Origin of the sequence: Bartonella grahamii subsp. shimonis (assembly GCF_036327415.1) — a bacterium.
GTDB classification, from domain to species: domain Bacteria; phylum Pseudomonadota; class Alphaproteobacteria; order Rhizobiales; family Rhizobiaceae; genus Bartonella; species Bartonella shimonis.
Genome location: NZ_CP123961.1, coordinates 1,417,901 through 1,435,340 on the forward strand (window position 1 = coordinate 1,417,901; position 17,440 = coordinate 1,435,340).

14 protein-coding genes are annotated in these 17,440 nt (G+C 37.2%); all 14 read left to right on the plus strand.

Annotated features, from left to right (window positions below):
- The first annotated feature begins 19 nt into the window (after positions 1 to 19).
- The 14 genes from nuoH (at position 20) to mfd (ending at position 17,407) form a co-directional block, all read left to right on the plus strand.
- The gene (gene nuoH / locus QHG57_RS06300; RefSeq protein WP_330168825.1) at positions 20 to 1,066 is read left to right on the plus strand and encodes an NADH-quinone oxidoreductase subunit NuoH; all 1,047 of its coding nucleotides are present in this window, start codon (positions 20 to 22) and stop codon (positions 1,064 to 1,066) included.
- Positions 1,067 to 1,080: 14 nt separating this feature from the next.
- Complete coding sequence (gene nuoI / locus QHG57_RS06305; protein ID WP_330167560.1) at positions 1,081 to 1,572, plus strand: NADH-quinone oxidoreductase subunit NuoI; 492 nt, start codon at positions 1,081 to 1,083, stop codon at positions 1,570 to 1,572.
- 93 nt (positions 1,573 to 1,665) lie between these two features.
- Entirely contained in the window at positions 1,666 to 2,286 is a 621-nt protein-coding gene (locus QHG57_RS06310; protein ID WP_330167561.1) for an NADH-quinone oxidoreductase subunit J, read from the plus strand.
- 16 nt (positions 2,287 to 2,302) lie between these two features.
- Positions 2,303 to 2,611, plus strand: coding sequence for an NADH-quinone oxidoreductase subunit NuoK (nuoK, locus tag QHG57_RS06315; protein WP_015856359.1), 309 nt, complete (start codon positions 2,303 to 2,305; stop codon positions 2,609 to 2,611).
- 6 nt (positions 2,612 to 2,617) lie between these two features.
- Positions 2,618 to 4,582: an NADH-quinone oxidoreductase subunit L gene (gene nuoL, locus QHG57_RS06320; RefSeq protein WP_330168951.1), complete on the plus strand. Its 1,965-nt coding sequence runs from the start codon at positions 2,618 to 2,620 to the stop codon at positions 4,580 to 4,582.
- Entirely contained in the window at positions 4,582 to 6,051 is a 1,470-nt protein-coding gene (locus QHG57_RS06325; RefSeq protein ID WP_330167563.1) for an NADH-quinone oxidoreductase subunit M, read from the plus strand. The genes nuoL and QHG57_RS06325 overlap by 1 nt, the downstream gene beginning before the upstream one ends.
- A 17-nt stretch (positions 6,052 to 6,068) precedes the next feature.
- Positions 6,069 to 7,523, plus strand: a complete 1,455-nt coding sequence (gene nuoN / locus QHG57_RS06330) for an NADH-quinone oxidoreductase subunit NuoN (RefSeq protein WP_330167564.1) — start codon at positions 6,069 to 6,071, stop codon at positions 7,521 to 7,523.
- The gene (locus tag QHG57_RS06335) at positions 7,523 to 8,332 is read left to right on the plus strand and encodes a biotin--[acetyl-CoA-carboxylase] ligase (protein WP_330168952.1); all 810 of its coding nucleotides are present in this window, start codon (positions 7,523 to 7,525) and stop codon (positions 8,330 to 8,332) included. The genes nuoN and QHG57_RS06335 overlap by 1 nt, the downstream gene beginning before the upstream one ends.
- A gap of 44 nt (positions 8,333 to 8,376) precedes the next feature.
- On the plus strand, positions 8,377 to 10,053 hold the full coding sequence (locus tag QHG57_RS06340) for a ribonuclease J (RefSeq protein WP_330168953.1): 1,677 nt from the start codon (positions 8,377 to 8,379) through the stop codon (positions 10,051 to 10,053).
- Between the two features lie 208 nt (positions 10,054 to 10,261).
- Complete coding sequence (gene proS / locus QHG57_RS06345; protein ID WP_330167567.1) at positions 10,262 to 11,587, plus strand: proline--tRNA ligase; 1,326 nt, start codon at positions 10,262 to 10,264, stop codon at positions 11,585 to 11,587.
- Positions 11,588 to 11,598: 11 nt separating this feature from the next.
- Complete coding sequence (locus QHG57_RS06350; protein WP_330168954.1) at positions 11,599 to 12,867, plus strand: lipoprotein-releasing ABC transporter permease subunit; 1,269 nt, start codon at positions 11,599 to 11,601, stop codon at positions 12,865 to 12,867.
- Positions 12,867 to 13,547 (plus strand): ABC transporter ATP-binding protein, encoded by a 681-nt coding sequence (locus QHG57_RS06355; RefSeq protein ID WP_330168955.1) that lies wholly within the window; start codon positions 12,867 to 12,869, stop codon positions 13,545 to 13,547. Before QHG57_RS06350 ends, QHG57_RS06355 begins: the two co-directional genes overlap by 1 nt.
- Before the next feature lie 66 nt (positions 13,548 to 13,613).
- Positions 13,614 to 13,901: an FAD assembly factor SdhE gene (locus QHG57_RS06360; RefSeq protein ID WP_330167570.1), complete on the plus strand. Its 288-nt coding sequence runs from the start codon at positions 13,614 to 13,616 to the stop codon at positions 13,899 to 13,901.
- Between the two features lie 5 nt (positions 13,902 to 13,906).
- Positions 13,907 to 17,407, plus strand: a complete 3,501-nt coding sequence (gene mfd / locus QHG57_RS06365; protein WP_330168956.1) for a transcription-repair coupling factor — start codon at positions 13,907 to 13,909, stop codon at positions 17,405 to 17,407.
- The last annotated feature ends 33 nt before the right edge of the window (positions 17,408 to 17,440 follow it).

Sequence of the window (17,440 nt, forward strand, 5' to 3'; positions counted from 1 at the left end):
CAAAGGAAAAGGAATAATGATGTATGATTTCTTTATGACTTGGCTGTTGCCATTACTCATTATAATCGGAAAGACACTTCTTCTTTTGGTCGTCCTTTTGGTTTTAGTTGCTTATCTTCTTTATGCAGATAGAAAGATTTGGGCAGCGGTGCAATTGCGGCGTGGACCAAACGTTGTTGGTCCATGGGGTTTATTACAGTCTTTTGCAGATTTAATTAAATTTGTTGTTAAGGAGCCTATTATCCCTGCGGGTGCAAATAAGGGTGTTTTTCTTTTGGCTCCTTTTGTTTCAGCGACACTTGCTTTATCAACTTGGGCTGTTATTCCTGTCAATGAGGGTTGGGAGGTTGCGAAGATTAATGTTGGTTTGCTTTATATCTTAGCCATTTCATCTCTTGAAGTTTATGGTGTTATTATGGGTGGATGGGCATCAAATTCAAAATATCCTTTCTTAGGGGCTCTTCGTTCGGCGGCACAAATGGTTTCTTATGAAGTTTCCATTGGTTTTGTGCTTGTAACCGTCATTTTAATAAGTGGTTCGTTAGATCTCACAACAATTGTTTTTAAACAAACGCACGGGCTTGGTACAACTCTTGGCCTTCCTTTTAACAGCTTTCTCGATTGGAATTGGCTCGTTCTTTTTCCAATGTTTATTATATTTTTTATTTCTGCGCTCGCAGAGACAAATCGTCCTCCATTTGATTTGGTGGAAGCAGAATCTGAACTTGTAGCTGGCCATATGGTAGAATATTCTTCAACGCCTTACATGCTTTTCTTTCTTGGCGAATATGTTGCGATTGTTTTAATGTGTGCATTAACAACCATTCTATTTTTAGGCGGGTGGCTCCCTCCCTTAGATGTTTGGTGGCTTAATTGGGTTCCTGGGGGCATTTGGTTTATTTTAAAAGTCTGTTTTGTATTTTTTGGGTTTGCTATGGTTAAAGCATTTGTTCCACGTTATCGTTATGATCAGCTGATGCGGCTTGGTTGGAAGGTCTTTCTTCCTCTTTCATTAGCAATGGTTGTGATAACTGCTGCTTTTTTAAAGTTTGCGAATTTTGTTTAAGAGGAGATTTTTCAATGTCAGGTTTTATTCAGGCGGCAAAGTCACTTCTCCTATTGGAATTTGTGAGTGCTTTTTTCTTAGCTATGCGTCAATTTTTTTCACCAAAGCCCACGATTAATTATCCTTATGAAAAAGGTTTTGTATCTCAGCGTTTTCGCGGTGAGCATGCATTGCGTCGCTATCCAAATGGTGAAGAAAGGTGTATTGCTTGTAAATTATGTGAAGCAATTTGCCCTGCGCAAGCGATTACAATTGAGGCTGGGCCGCGACGTAATGATGGTACGCGTAGAACTGTTCGTTATGATATCGATATGGTTAAGTGTATCTATTGCGGTTTTTGTCAAGAGGCTTGTCCGGTAGAGGCTATTGTTGAAGGTCCAAATTTTGAATTTGCAACAGAAACGCGTGAAGAACTCTATTATAATAAAGAAAAGCTTTTATTGAATGGAGATCGCTGGGAGCGAGAAATCGCTCGTAATATATTAATGGATGCACCTTATCGTTAAGTGTATCGTTAAATGAGGTGTCGGATATTTTCCGATAAATTGTAATCTGGTATGAAGTTTATACCAATTGTTTGAATAATTAAGGAGAAGCCTATGCTAACAGATCTAGCGGCGGCGTTTTTCTATTTGTTTGCTTTTATTATGCTAACAAGTGCAGTTATTGTTATTACAGCACGCAATCCAGTGCATTCTGTTTTGTTTTTAATTCTCGCATTTTTTAATGCAGCGGTTTTATTTCTGCTTGCAGGAGCAGAGTTTTTAGGGCTTATTCTGCTTGTTGTTTATGTTGGAGCTGTCGCTGTTTTATTTTTATTTGTCGTTATGATGCTTGACGTTGATTTTGCTGAGTTAAAGAGTGGAACTCTTCGGTATGCTCCTATTGGAGCTCTTATTGGTATTATTATCGCTGTAGAATTGATAGTTGTTTTTGTGAGTAGCTATTTTTCTCCAGTCTTGAGAACGCATGTTACGCAACCAATGCCAGATTTAGCGCAGCGAACAAATACACAAGCATTAGGTGATATTCTTTATACGGATTATGTTTTCTATTTTCAAATTGCTGGAATGATTTTATTGGTTGCAATGATTGGGGCTATTGTTTTAACACTTCGTCATAAATTAGGAGTAAAGCGGCAATCTATTGCGGAGCAAGTTTCTAGAACGGTAGAAAGTGCCATTGAAATCAAACAAGTTGAATCCGGCAAAGGTATTTAAGGGGGGCTATGCAGATATGTATATTGATATTACACATTATCTTACTGTTTCTGCTTTGATGTTTACGATTGGTATTGCTGGGATTTTTCTCAACAGAAAAAACGTGATTATTATCTTGATGTCCATTGAGCTTATATTGCTTTCAGTTAATCTCAATTTTGTTGCATTTTCAGCATTTCTTCATGATCTTGTTGGTCAGATATTCGCTTTATTTGTCTTAACTGTAGCAGCTGCTGAAGCTGCCATTGGTTTAGCAATTCTGGTCGTTTTTTTCCGCAATCGTGGTTCCATTGCGGTTGAAGATGTTAATGTAATGAAAGGCTAACCAATAATGTATTATACGATTGTCTTTCTTCCGCTTTTGGGTTTTTTAATTGCGGCACTAGGTGGAAAAACAGTAGGAGATCGTGCGAGTGAATTGATAACATGTAGCTTTATGGTTGTTGTTGCTATATTATCGTGGATAGCATTTTTCGATCTTGCACTTGGTCATATTCCAGCGATTGATGTATTGGTATTACATTGGGTTACTGTTGGTGACTTAAGCTTTAATTGGGCTTTACATGTTGATACATTAACAGCTGTCATGCTTGTTGTTGTAAATAGTGTTTCGGCATTAGTGCATATTTATTCAATTGGCTATATGCACCATGACCCTTCAAGGTCCCGTTTTTTTTCTTATCTTTCTTTGTTCACATTTATGATGCTTATGTTGGTCACATCCAATAATTTGATCCAGATGTTTTTTGGATGGGAAGGTGTAGGACTTGCTTCTTATTTACTCATTGGTTTTTGGTTTCAGCGCGATTCTGCTAATAAGGCCGCAATGAAAGCTTTTGTAGTTAACCGTGTTGGAGATTTTGGTTTTCTCTTAGGAATATTTAGTATTTTTGTTTTATTCCAATCGGTTGATTTTGCCTCTATTTTTGCAAAAGCTGCAAATAATAGCTTGATACAAAATATGACATTTTTAGGTTGGCAATTTGATGGACAGACGGCAATTACCATTACATGTCTTTTATTATTTATTGGTGCGATGGGAAAATCAGCACAATTTCTTTTACATACTTGGCTTCCTGATGCAATGGAAGGACCAACACCTGTATCAGCGCTTATTCATGCTGCTACAATGGTAACGGCTGGTGTTTTTATGGTTGCGCGTATGTCGCCAATTTTTGAACTTTCTTCGACTGCTTTGACTGTGATTATTATTGTTGGAGCAACAACAGCGTTTTTTGCAGCAACTGTGGGGTTGGTGCAGAATGATATTAAACGTGTTATTGCTTATTCTACATGCTCTCAACTTGGTTATATGTTTGTGGCATTAGGTGTTGGAGCTTATGGCGCTGCTGTTTTTCATCTTTTTACGCATGCTTTTTTTAAAGCCTTGTTGTTTCTTGGTGCAGGTTCTGTCATTCATGCTGTATCTGATGAACAAGATATGCGAAAAATGGGTGGGTTACGCAAACATATAAAGGTCACCTATTGGATGATGATGGTCGGGACCATTGCTTTGACAGGTGTTGGAATTCCAGGAACACTTTTCGGGTCTGCAGGCTTTTTTTCAAAAGATGCGATTATAGAGTCTGCTTTTGCATCCCATAATATTGCTTCAGGATATGCTTTTTATCTTCTTGTTTTTGCGGCTTTATTAACAAGTTTCTATTCATGGCGGCTTATCTTTATGACATTCCATGGTAAACCACGTGCAACAGTTGATGTTATGCATCATGTTCATGAATCGCCGCCAGTTATGTTGATTCCACTCTTTCTTTTATCTATTGGAGCAATATTTTCTGGTGTTGTTTTCCAACCTTACTTTTTTGGCGATTTGTATGATGTTTTTTGGAAGGGAGCATTATTTACAAGCAGCCACAATCACATTCTTCATGAAGTCCACCATGTCTTTGATTGGGTAAAATGGTCGCCATTTATAGCGATGGTTCTTGGGTTTATCTTAGCTTATTTATTTTATGTTTCTATTCCATCTCTTCCTAAGAAAATGGTCCGTATTATGCCAGGAGTATATAACTTTCTTTACCAAAAATGGTATTTCGATCAATTATATAACTTTTTGTTTGTTCGTCCTACCTTTAGAATTGGTTCTTTTCTTTGGAAAGTGGGAGACGGTAAGATTATTGATGGTCTAGGTCCTAATGGTATTGCAGCACGTGTTGTTGATATTACAAATAGAGTTGTTCGAATGCAAACAGGCTATCTTTACCACTATGCATTTGCAATGCTTATCGGTATTGTATTGCTTATTACATGGATGATGATCGGGGGCGTAAATTAATGACCGATTGGCCTATTCTTTCTACGGTTACATTTTTGCCGCTTATTGGTGTGCTTCTGATTTTGTTTATCAAAGATGATAGTGAAGTAGCACGTCATAATATACGTAATGTTGCATTTTTTACGACTCTATTTGTTTTTATTATTTCTTTAATTATTTGGATGGGATTTGATTCTAACAACCCAAATTTTCAAATGGTTGAAAAGTCCAGTTGGTTAGGGGGTGGCATTAGCTATCATATGGGGGTTGATGGTATTTCTATTCTTTTTGTTGTTCTCTCGGCTTTCCTTTTGCCTTTCTGTATTTTAGCAAGTTGGGAGAATGTTAAAGAGAGATTAAAGGCTTATATGATTGCGTTTCTTCTTTTAGAAGTTGCTATTATTGGCGTTTTTTGTGCTCTTGATGCAATGTTATTCTATGTTTTTTTTGAAGGCAGTCTCATTCCAATGTTTATCATTATAGGTGTATGGGGTGGAGCACGTCGTGTTTATGCAAGTATAAAGTTTTTCTTATATACTTTACTTGGTTCAGTGCTTATGCTTGTTGCTCTTATGGCTATGTATTGGGAGGCTGGAACACTTGATATACCAACTTTACTCAATTATCAGTTTCCTGCTCATATGCAAATATGGTTATGGCTTGCATTTTTTGCTTCTTTCGCAGTTAAAATGCCTATGTGGCCAGTTCATACATGGCTCCCCGATGCTCACGTAGAAGCACCGACAGCGGGTTCCGTTATTTTAGCTGGTGTCTTACTCAAATTAGGTGGGTACGGTTTTCTTCGTTTTTCTTTGCCTATGTTTCCTATCGCTTCAGCTGATTTTGCACCTTTGATTTTCATATTATCGCTTATCGCTATTATTTATACGTCGTTGGTCGCACTTGTTCAAAGTGACATCAAAAAACTTATTGCTTATTCTTCAATAGCACATATGGGGTATGTGACAATGGGCATTTTTGCTGCGAATGAACAAGGGATACAAGGGGCTATTTATCAGATGCTGTCCCATGGAATTGTTTCAGCAGCGTTGTTTCTTTGTGTTGGGGTTATCTATGATCGCTTGCATACACGTGAAATTTCAGCGTTTGGTGGTTTAGTGAATAATATGCCTAAATATGCTGTTGTTTTCTTAATTTTCACTATGGCAAATGTTGGTTTGCCTGGAAGCTCAGGATTTTTGGGTGAATTTTTAACCTTAATAGGTGTTTTTCAAGTAAATAAATTGGTTGTTCTTTTAGCAACAACAGGCGTTATTTTATCGGCAGCCTATGCCCTTTATCTTTATCGGCGTGTGATTTTTGGTTCCTTGGATAAAGAGAATTTAAAAGTATTAATAGATCTTTCTTTAAGAGAAAAACTTATCCTTTATCCAATGGTTATTCTTACAATATTCTTTGGTATCTATCCAACGCCTATTCTTAAAGCAACGGCGTTTTCCGTAGAAACCCTCATCAATAAACTGCACTAGATAAGGGAAGAATGTAAATGCAAACTGAAATAATAGCCCAATTAGTTTTAATTCTTCCAGAGCTTTTAATTGCGTTAGGAGCTGTAGTGCTGCTTATGATTGGTGTTTTTTCTAATACACGTGCTTCTTTAACAGTGACGGGTTTAGCGATGGCACTTCTTGTGGCAACCATTATTATTCTTATAGTTTTTCCGAAAAATGGTTCATTTCAAACCAATGCGCTCGTTATCGATTCCTTTAGTCGTTATATGAAAATTTTAATGCTTATTGGTGCACTCTTTTCTCTTATCATGTCTGTTGGTTTTGCCAATGCACAAAAGTTTAATATATTTGAATTTCCAGTGCTTGTTCTTTTAGCAACCCTTGGAATGATGTTTATGATTTCAGCGGGTAATATGCTGTCGCTTTATATGGGGTTAGAACTGCAATCGTTAGCTTTATATGTTTTAGCAGCGATTAATCGTAATAATGTAAAATCTTCTGAAGCCGGTATAAAATACTTTGTTTTAGGAGCATTATCTTCAGGGTTGCTGCTTTATGGTATTTCTTTGCTTTATGGTTTTACCGGTCAAATTGGTTTTCACGAAATTGCTCTTGCTTTAAAAGGTAAAAATTTACAATTGGGGGTCATTTTTGGAATTGTCTTTATTTTAGCTGGTTTGGCTTTCAAAATTTCTGCTGTTCCATTTCATATGTGGACACCTGATGTTTATGAAGGAGCGCCAACACCGATTACAGCATTTTTTGCTGGTGCCCCTAAAATTGCTGCAATGGCTTTAATCATCCGTATTATTGTGATGACCTTTATTCCCCTAGGGTGCGTTGATAACGTGATGCCTGCATGGCAACAAATTTTGGTCTTCATGGCACTTGCATCAATGATACTTGGTGCTTTTGCTGCAATTGGTCAGACCAACATTAAGCGTTTAATGGCTTATTCATCAATCGGTCATATGGGATATGCGCTTGTTGGTTTAGCTGCTGGAGATATTCTTGGTGTAAAAAGTGTTATTCTTTATATGACTATTTATCTTGGTATGACGATTGGTTCGTTTGCATTTATTCTTGGGATGCGGTCTAGCAATGGAAATATTGAAAATATCTATGATCTTTCAGGATTGATAAAGACGAATCCGTTTATGGCTGTTGTGATGACGATACAGCTTTTCTCGTTAGCAAGCATACCTCCTATGGCTGGTTTTTTTGGAAAGTGGTATACATTTTCTGCCGCTGTTCATGCTGGACTTACTCCACTTGCTGTCGTTGGTATGATAGCGTCTGTTGTCGGGGCTTTTTACTATTTGCGAGTCATTAAAATTATGTGGTTTGATGAAGCAAAGGTGCATTTTATTGCTTTGTCGAATGAGCTTCAATTTTGTCTCGGTCTTTCTGCATTGTTCATTTTATTTTATACGCTTTTTGGAATTTGGTTTGCTGAGTTGGCAGAAAAAGCAGCAACCGCATTGTTTTAATGAATATGGTTTATATCTTATCAGATTTTGCACAAAAACAAGGATACACTGTTGAATCGTACGAAACTGTTGATTCAACAAATCTTATTGCACAACGAAAAGCGCAAGCTGGTCATAAAGGTTATCTATGGGTTGTTGCACAAGAACAGTCACAGGGAAGAGCAAGAAGAGGTAGGACATGGTCTAGTCCGAAAGGAAACCTTTATTCTAGTCTTTTGTTAATTGATGGTATTGTTCATCAAACTGCTGCTCAGCTTGGTTTTGTTGCTGGAGTAAGTGTGGTAGAAACAGTAAAACAATTTATAAAAGATGAAAAGCAAACGAACGATATCGTTAGCTTAAAATGGCCAAATGATATTTTGCTAGGAGGGGCTAAAAGTTCTGGAGTTTTACTTGAGATTTTTAAATTGCCATCACAACAGTATGCATTGGTTATTGGTATTGGAATAAATGTGAAATATAATTATGAAGATGCACCATATCCCACTTCAAGTTTAAAGAATATTGGTTTGCATGTTGAAACAGAACAATTATTTACGGTTTTAACTGAATGTTTTTCTAAAAATTATCTCCTTTGGAAACAGTCAGGAGGATGCGATATAATCCGCGAAAAATGGCTTTTATACTCTGCTCACCTTGGGCAGCATGTCAAAATAATCAATGATGAAAAAGTCATCGAAGGTATTTTTGGTGGTCTTGATAATGATTTTAACTGCATCATAAAACAAAAAAATGGTCAGCAAGCAATTATAACAGCTGGAGATGTTCATTTTGGTTTGGCTGCTTCTGTTAATGCAGGTCGTTATTAAAAATTATTTTACCATCAAATACCTTAATGATTTGGGAGATGTTTATGGTTGCAGCTAATAAGAATGAATTTGTTTTTTTACCTCTGGGAGGTGTAGGTGAAATAGGGATGAATTTAGCTGCTTACGGATTTGGTCCCAAAAATCTTCGTGAATGGCTGCTGGTTGATATGGGGATTAGTTTTGCTGGTTCTGAATTACCAGGAGTCGATCTTGTTTTGCCTGATATTCGTTTTTTAGAAAGTGAAAAACATAATATACGGGGTCTTGTTTTAACACATGCACACGAAGATCATTATGGAGCCGTTCTTGATTTATGGCCAAAGTTACAAGTTCCAATTTACTGTACGCCTTTTACGGCAGGATTATTGGAAACTAAAAAACAATTAGATTTTGAATCTCAAAAATTTTTACTCAATATTTTTCAAGCTGGTGATTGTTTTCAGGTAGGTTCCTTTTCTGTAGAGGCTATAGCTGTTAACCATTCAATACCGGAATCTGTATCTTTAGCAATTACAACCTCTTTGGGGACTGTGATTCATACTGGTGATTGGAAAATTGATCATACTCCTTCACTTGGGGCTGTAACGGATGAAAAAAGATTTCGTGCTTTAGGCAAAAAAGGTGTTTTAGCATTACTTTGTGATTCCACAAATGCGTGTCACGATGGTATATCTTCATCAGAGCAGCAAGTTCAAGCCAGTCTTTCTGAGATTATTTCCAAAGCTGAAGGGCGTGTTGTAATAGCAACTTTTTCTTCTAATATTGGTCGGATACGTTCTATTGCTCTTGCAGCTGAAGCTGCTGGACGTAAGGTGCTTGTCATTGGGCGTTCCCTTAAGCAAAGTATTATGGTTGCACAAGAGCTTGGTTATATGAATGGTTTAGCGCCATTTGTAACGGAAGATGATTATGGTTACATCTCGCGAAAAGATCTTGTTTTAATTGTCACAGGGAGCCAAGGTGAGCCATGTGCTGCTTTGGCTAAACTGTCACGTGATGGAATGAGAAATATTACACTTTCCGCTGGTGATACCGTTATTTATTCATCACGAAGTATTCCAGGAAACGAAAAAGCGATTATAGAGGTACAAAATCGTTTCATTGATTTGGGTATTGAAATTATTACGAATGAAGATGCACTTGTTCATGTTTCAGGTCATCCCCGTCGTTCAGAACTTTTACAGATGTATGATTGGATAAAGCCACAGATACTTGTTCCTGTACATGGGGAAGCAATGCATCTTAAGGCTCAGGCAACTTTAGCACGTCAAGCGGGTATTAAAACTGTTAAGGATATCAGAAATGGACATATGTTACGTCTTGCACCAGAACCTGTAGAAGTTGTTGATCAAGTTCCTGTTGTCCGCATCTATAAGGATGGTTGCCTAATTGGAGATGAAGATGAATTAGGGATTCGTGAACGCCGCAAACTAAGTTATGCTGGTCATGTTACTATTTCTCTCCATATAAATAGTAAGCATGAATTATTAGGGGATATAGGTCTAACAACATTCGGGTTACCTGAAAGTAATGGAAAGGGAGAAAGCTTAAAAGATATTCTTTTAGATATTGTAGAAAAAACAGTCTATAATATCCCACGCATGAAACAGAAAAATAATGAACTTATTCGAGAGGCAACGCGACGTGCAGTGAGAGCGGCTGTTCATGAAATTTGGCAAAAAAAACCTATCTGTACAGTTTTTTTACATCGGTCCAAATAAAGAACTTTCATATTACGTTATTAAAAAAGAGAAGAGCATTTTTATTTTATTGCTCAATAAGAAAAATAGAGAATAAAATAAAGCACAATAAATTTTTAAATAATAAGATCATTATATTTGCAAGTATTCAGAATGCGGCTATAGATGAATAGAGGGTGTGATAAATTGTTCCAAGTATGGTAGATCTGATTAGGAGTTAATTATTTCAATGCGTCTTTCTCAATATTTTCTTCCACTTTTAAAAGAGAATCCTAAAGAAGCAGAAATTGTTTCTCACCGCTTCATGTTGCGTGCTGGAATGATTCGACAACAAACATCAGGGATTTATTCTTGGCTTCCATTGGGAAAAAAAGTGCTTGATAAAGTTTGTAAAATTATTCGTGAAGAGCAAGAACGTGCAGGTGCAATAGAAATATTGATGCCCACAATTCAATCTGCTGATCTTTGGCGTGAAAGCGGTCGTTATGATGATTATGGTTTGGAAATGCTTCGCATTAAAGATCGTCAAAAGCGTGATTTACTTTATGGTCCAACCAATGAAGAGATGGTGACAGATATTTTTCGCTCATATGTTCGTTCTTATAAAGATCTTCCGCTTAATTTGTATCATATTCAATGGAAATTTCGTGATGAAATTCGTCCACGTTTTGGTGTGATGCGTGCACGAGAATTTTTAATGAAAGATGCTTATTCTTTTGATCTTGATTATGAAGGCTCTAAAACATCTTATAATCGTATGTTTGTTGCTTATTTACGCACTTTTTCTCGTCTTGGCTTAAAAGCAATTCCTATGCGTGCTGATACAGGTCCAATTGGGGGAAAACTCAGTCATGAATTTATCATTTTGGCTGAAACAGGAGAGAGTGCGATCTTCTGTGATAAAAAATTTCTTGAACTTACCGTTCCTGATAGTTCAATCGATTTTAGTGATAAAGCTGTTTTAGATGATATCGTTAAACAATGGACATCTTTTTATGCAGCGACGGAAGAAATGCATAATGAAGAGGAGTGGGTTAAAGTTTCTGATCATAATCGTCTTTCAGCGCGTGGTATTGAAGTAGGACATATTTTCCACTTTGGTACTAAATATTCTACTCCAATGGGAGCAAAAGTTATGGGACAAGATGGGAAAGAGCATATGGTCTCTATGGGTTCTTATGGTATTGGACCTTCACGTCTTGTTGCGGCTGCTATTGAGGCTTCTCATGATGAAAATGGTATTATTTGGCCAAAGTCGATGGCACCATTTGATTTTGGGATTATTAATATGAAACCCGATGATGAAAAATGCACACAGGCATGTGAGTTTCTCTATCAGGGATTAAAGGGTGCTGGTTTTGATCCCTTATTAGATGATAGAAATGAACGACCTGGATCAAAATTTGCAACAATGGATTTGATTGGTTTGCCAACGCAAATCATTGTTGGTCCTAACAGCATTGCACAAACTGAAGTTGAAATTAAAGATCGAAAAACAGGTATAAAAAAATTTTTAAAGGTTGAAGATGTACTCAGCCAACTTTCTATATTTTAATAGGAAATGTTATGAAGAGGCTGAAAAATAAATGGTTTTCATCTTATGAGTGGATGATCGCTTTTCGTTATATGATTCCCAATAAAAAGCATGCCGTTGCATCTGTTATTTCAATTATTTCTCTTATTGGAATTATGTTGGGCGTATTCGCTCTGGTTGTTGTTATGGCGGTGATGAATGGCTTTCGTACAGAACTTCTCAATCGTATTCTTGGTATGAATGGGCATCTTATTATTCAAACAGTTGATACTGGTTTTTCTGATTATAAAACTCTTATTTCTTCTTTAGAAGCTACAAATGGTGTGAAGTTTGCTTTGCCTGTTATTGAAGGTCAAGCGCTTGTCCAAGGTGAAGTTCAAGGAGGCTCTGGCGCGTTAGTTCGTGGTATGCGCAAACAAGATCTAGAAAAGCTTAAAATAGTCTCTCAAAACATTAAATTAGGATCGATTTCTCTGTTTGATCAAGAAGAAGGTGTTGCAATTGGACGTGGATTAGCAGAAAAATTGGGACTTACAGTTGGAAGAGATCTTCGTATTATTACTCCAGATGGTGATGAAACTCCTTTTGGCGTTACCCCACGTGTGAAAGCTTATAAAGTTGTTGCTATTTTTGAAGTTGGTATGTCTGAATATGATTCAATATTTATCTTTATGCCTCTCCATGAAGCACAAATGTTTTTTAATTTGGGAGATAAGGTCCAGTCTTTAGAATTATTTCTAAATGATCCTGATGCTGTTGATCAAATAAAACCTGTTGTAGAAAAAGCAGTTGATCAACAGGTTTATTTAATTGATTGGCGTACACGCAATCAGGCTTTTTTTTCAGCCTTACAGATTGAACGAAATGTTATGTTTTTCATTCTTTCTCTGATCGTTCTTGTTGCTGCTTTAAATATTATTTCAGGGTTGATTATGCTTGTAAAAGATAAAAGTCATGATATTGCAATTTTACGCACGATGGGAACTCAACAGAGTGCGATTTTACGTATATTTATCATTACAGGAATGATGATTGGTTTTATTGGAACTATATTAGGTTTAGTTTTAGGTGTTATCGCGACCGCGAATATTAATCATATCCAAGACTTTATATCTTGGTTATTTAATGTTGATGTTTTTAATCCTCAACTTTATTTTTTAACAAAATTGCCTGCACAAATTGAGTGGAAACAGACCATCTTGGTTGCTATGATGGCTTTATTCTTGTCTTTTCTTGCCGCTCTCATTCCGGCATGGCGTGCTGCTAAGCTAGATCCCGTACAAGCTTTGAGGTATGAATAATGACAGCTATTTTAGAGCTTGTAGAGATAGAAAGACGCTTTTTCGAGAGTCATAAGCCGCTCATTGTTTTAGATAAAGCGAATTTTATTCTTAATCGTGGAGAGCTTGTCGCACTTGTTGCGCCATCTGGTGCTGGGAAATCAACACTTCTTCATATTGCTGGGTTATTAGAAAAACCAACAGCTGGTGATGTGATGTTACGGGGTGTTTCTTGTGCAAAGCGCTCTGATAGTGAGCGAACAGCTATAAGACGAAATGATATTGGTTTTGTTTATCAATTTCATCATTTACTTCCAGAGTTTACAGCATTAGAGAATGTCATGATACCGCAAATGATAGCAGGATTTAAAAAATCCATAGCAGAAGATCGTGCGCGCAAATTATTGACGTATCTGCGTATTTCTCATCGTGCTAACCATCGTCCCTCAGAGTTATCGGGAGGAGAACAACAACGTGTTGCTATTGCACGTGCAGTAGCAAATGGCCCTTCGGTTCTTTTGGCTGATGAACCTACAGGAAATCTTGATCCAGTAACTTCAGCTTATGTCTTTCAAGCTTTAGCTATCCTTGTTCGTCAGTCTGGTCTTTCTGCTCTTATTGCAACACATAATTACGCTTTGGCTAAGCAAATGCATCGTCGAATTACACTTAAAGAACAAAAGATTATAGAACTTCCTTAAAAGAAAGGTACAAATTTTATACGACTAATTGAATAGTTTATATTACTTTATTCAAGGAGATTTTTTATGACAGTTTTTGTCGTTGACAAAAATCAATTAGATGCGCGTCGTCGTCGATTGATTTTTCGTGCATGGCATCGCGGTATTCGTGAAATGGATCTCATTTTTGGACATTATGTCGATGCTCATATTACTGGAATGAATGATAGAACGCTCTCTGAACTTGAGTATATTATGTCTTTTGATGATCGTGATTTACTCACATGGATTACTGGGGAAATTTCACCCCCCTCTGAAGTTGATAGTCCGCTTTTTCATGATATTGCCAATTATCGTACTTGCTTAAGTTATTAATCCCGATGCCTATATTTAAAAAAATTGTTATTCCCAAAAATAATTCTGTTCGTATGATTTTTGATGGAGTTACTGATGGATTTGAAGCCTTTGCGCTTGCTAAATTAAGTTCAGAAATTGCACAAGGTAAACCGCTCATCTATGTTGTCCGCGACGGAACAAAAGTTGTGCATTTACAACAAGTTTTAAATTTTATTGAGCCCAATTTACCCGTACTTCAATTTCCAGCATGGGATTGTTTGCCTTATGATCGTGTGTCACCAGGAATTGCTGTTATGGCACGTCGACTATCAGCATTGGCACACATAGCAAATTTACGTAGAGATCCACATCCTGCAATTATATTAACAACAGCAAATGCGATTATGCAAAAGTTACCTCCTCGTGAAATGATAGAAGCTCAGCTTATTCACGCACGTGTTGGCCAGCGCAATAACATGGGAAATCTTATTCAATTTCTAGAAACCAATGGTTTTGAACGCGTTACGGTTGTCCGTGATGTTGGTGAGTTTGCTGTAAGAGGAGGAATACTTGATATCTTTTCTCCGATGGATGTTGAACCTTTACGTCTTGATTTTTTTGGAGATACCCTAGAAAGTATCCGCGTATTTGATCCAGAAAATCAAAGGACAACAGGTCAAAAAACTGAACTTTTATTACAGGCAATGAGTGAGGTTGTTCTTACACCAGAATGCATCAGCCGTTTTAAAAGCAATTATACCCGTACATTTGGTGTATCACAAAAAAATAACATGCTTTATGAAGCAATTTCTCAAGGTCGGCGTTTTTCTGGTATGGAACATTGGCTTCCATTTTTTTATGAAAAGCTTGATAGTTTTTTTAACCATTGTGGCAACTTACCGATAGTTTTGGAGCATCTTGTAGAAGAAGTCTTCATTGAGCGCTATCGTCTTATTGAAGATTATTATAACGCGCGCAAAGAGCGCGAAAATGATGAAAAAAATGCTACTTCTTATCATCCAATAGATCCTAATCTTCTTTATTTAACGCCAGAGCGTGTTTTAGAATATGTGCAACAATCTTCACAGCGTATTGATTTTTCGCCTTTTAATATTCCACAAAGTTTGGAACAAACTGTTATCCACGCACAAGTTAAACAGGGATATGATTTTGTAAAAGAGCGTAATGCGCAGGAAAAAAATGTTTTTTCAAGTGTTATTGATCATATCGCATCTTTACGCACTGCTGGTAAAAAAGTGCTTTTAGCGTGTTGGAGTGAAGGATCTCTCAATCGTTTGCTACAAGTTCTTGACGAGCATGGATTGAAAAAAATAGATGTTGCAAAATCCTTACAAACTGTCAAAGCAACCCCACGAGATCGCATATTAGCAGCTGTTATCATGATAGAACATGGTTTTGAGGCTGAAGATTTGGCTATTATAGCAGAGCAAGATATCCTTGGCGATCGTTTTATAAGATCGCCAAGGCGGCGTAAGAATAATACAAATTTTATTTCTGAAATTTCTGCTTTAAATTCTGGTGATATTATTGTGCATATCGATCACGGTATTGGCCAATTTGTTGGTCTTAAAACTATCAGAACTACTGGAATTTTACGAGATTGCCTTGAAATTAGATATGCTGGAGGTGATTTACTCTTTTTACCTGTTGAAAATATTGAACTTCTCTCACGTTATGGCTCAGAAGGAACAGAGGTCACTTTAGATAAATTAGGGGGTGTTGCTTGGCAAGCACGTAAAGCTCGGCTTAAAAAACATTTATTGGAAATGGCAGGGCAATTAATCCGTATAGCTGCAGAGCGTATGACTCGTGCTGCGCCTGCTTTACTTCCACCAGTTGGATCATTTGATGAGTTTGTTGCTTGCTTTCCCTATGAAGAAACGGAAGATCAAATGAATGCAATTGATGCTGTTTTAGACGATTTAGCCTTAGGTAAGCCGATGGATCGCTTGATATGCGGTGATGTTGGTTTTGGAAAAACTGAAGTAGCCATTCGGAGTGCTTTTGTTGCAGCATTAAATGGATATCAGGTTGCTGTTGTTGTACCAACCACTTTGCTTGCACGTCAACATTACAAGACATTTATTTCGCGTTTTCAAGGATTGCCGGTTAAAATTGGACATGCTTCAAGGCTTGTAAAAGCGAAAGAACTTGCACAAGTAAAAAAAGGTCTTTCAGATGGTACAATCGATATTGTCATTGGAACCCATGCATTATTAAGTGGTGCAGTTAATTTTTTACGGTTAGGCCTTCTTATCATTGATGAGGAGCAGCATTTTGGAGTCAAACACAAAGAGCGTTTAAAAGAGCTTAAAAGTGATATTCATGTTCTCACACTTTCAGCAACTCCCATACCACGCACTTTAGGGTTAGCATTATCGGGTGTACGTGAACTTTCATTGATAACAACGCCCCCCATTGATAGAATGGCGGTTCGTACTTTTATTTCACCATTTGATGCACTTGTTATACGAGAGACCCTGCTTCGAGAATATTATCGTGGTGGACAAAGTTTCTATGTTTGTCCTCGTATTTCTGATCTGGCTTTTGTAGAAGAATATCTCAAAACACATGTGCCAGAACTGAAATTCGTTGTGGCTCATGGACAAATGCCGGCTGGACAACTTGATGATATCATGAATGCATTTTATGATGGGCAATATGATGTTTTGCTATCGACAACTATTATTGAATCAGGTCTTGATATTCCAACAGCTAATACATTAATTGTGCATCGTGCTGAGATGTTTGGTCTTTCTGCCCTTTATCAGTTACGAGGGAGGGTAGGGCGCTCAAAACAACGTGCTTATACTCTCTTTACATTTCCTGCTGGTAAAGTTTTAACTGCTGCCGCTGATCGCCGTCTTAAAGTTTTACAATCTCTTGACACCTTGGGGGCCGGTTTTCAATTGGCAAGCCATGACATGGATATCCGCGGTTCAGGCAATTTTTTAGGTGAAGAACAATCGGGGCATATCAAAGAAGTTGGATTTGAACTCTATCAAAAAATGCTTGAAGAAGCTATTGCTGAACTAAAAGATGGAGAGCTAAATGAAGATAAGCAATGGTCACCTCAAATTTCACTTGGTACAACAGTGATGATACCAGAAAGTTTCGTGCCTGACTTGCCATTACGTATGGGACTTTATCGTCGTTTAACAGAACTTGATGATTTAGAACAAATTGATGAATTTGCAGCGGAGTTAATTGATCGCTTTGGTCCTTTACCGCTTGAAGTTCAACACCTTCTTAAAGTTTTTTATATCAAAACATTATGTCGAAAAGCGCATGTAGAAAAATTGGATACTGGACCAAAGGGGATTGTTATACAGTTTCGCAATAATTATTTTGCAAATAGTGTTGCTCTTGTTCAGTGGGTCGGAAAACAAGGTTCGATGGCAAAAATTCGACCAGATCAAAGTATCGCTCTTATTCGTGATTGGTCCACAGCGGATGAAAGGCTTGTTGGAGCAGCGAATATTATGACACAGCTTGTCGAAATGGCAGAACAACATTCTGTTTAAAAAATTTCTTTATTGTTTCAGAATTGTTACTCA

Bases quoted from the DNA above. Each gene is read 5' to 3' on its own strand.
- nuoH (WP_330168825.1), top strand. From the start codon at position 20: ATGTATGATTTCTTTATGACTTGGCTGTTGCCATTACTCATTATAATC.
- nuoI (WP_330167560.1), top strand. From the start codon at position 1,081: ATGTCAGGTTTTATTCAGGCGGCAAAGTCACTTCTCCTATTGGAATTT.
- QHG57_RS06310 (WP_330167561.1), top strand. From the start codon at position 1,666: ATGCTAACAGATCTAGCGGCGGCGTTTTTCTATTTGTTTGCTTTTATT.
- nuoK (WP_015856359.1), top strand. From the start codon at position 2,303: ATGTATATTGATATTACACATTATCTTACTGTTTCTGCTTTGATGTTT.
- nuoL (WP_330168951.1), top strand. From the start codon at position 2,618: ATGTATTATACGATTGTCTTTCTTCCGCTTTTGGGTTTTTTAATTGCG.
- QHG57_RS06325 (WP_330167563.1), top strand. From the start codon at position 4,582: ATGACCGATTGGCCTATTCTTTCTACGGTTACATTTTTGCCGCTTATT.
- nuoN (WP_330167564.1), top strand. From the start codon at position 6,069: ATGCAAACTGAAATAATAGCCCAATTAGTTTTAATTCTTCCAGAGCTT.
- QHG57_RS06335 (WP_330168952.1), top strand. From the start codon at position 7,523: ATGAATATGGTTTATATCTTATCAGATTTTGCACAAAAACAAGGATAC.
- QHG57_RS06340 (WP_330168953.1), top strand. From the start codon at position 8,377: ATGGTTGCAGCTAATAAGAATGAATTTGTTTTTTTACCTCTGGGAGGT.
- proS (WP_330167567.1), top strand. From the start codon at position 10,262: ATGCGTCTTTCTCAATATTTTCTTCCACTTTTAAAAGAGAATCCTAAA.
- QHG57_RS06350 (WP_330168954.1), top strand. From the start codon at position 11,599: ATGAAGAGGCTGAAAAATAAATGGTTTTCATCTTATGAGTGGATGATC.
- QHG57_RS06355 (WP_330168955.1), top strand. From the start codon at position 12,867: ATGACAGCTATTTTAGAGCTTGTAGAGATAGAAAGACGCTTTTTCGAG.
- QHG57_RS06360 (WP_330167570.1), top strand. From the start codon at position 13,614: ATGACAGTTTTTGTCGTTGACAAAAATCAATTAGATGCGCGTCGTCGT.
- mfd (WP_330168956.1), top strand. From the start codon at position 13,907: ATGCCTATATTTAAAAAAATTGTTATTCCCAAAAATAATTCTGTTCGT.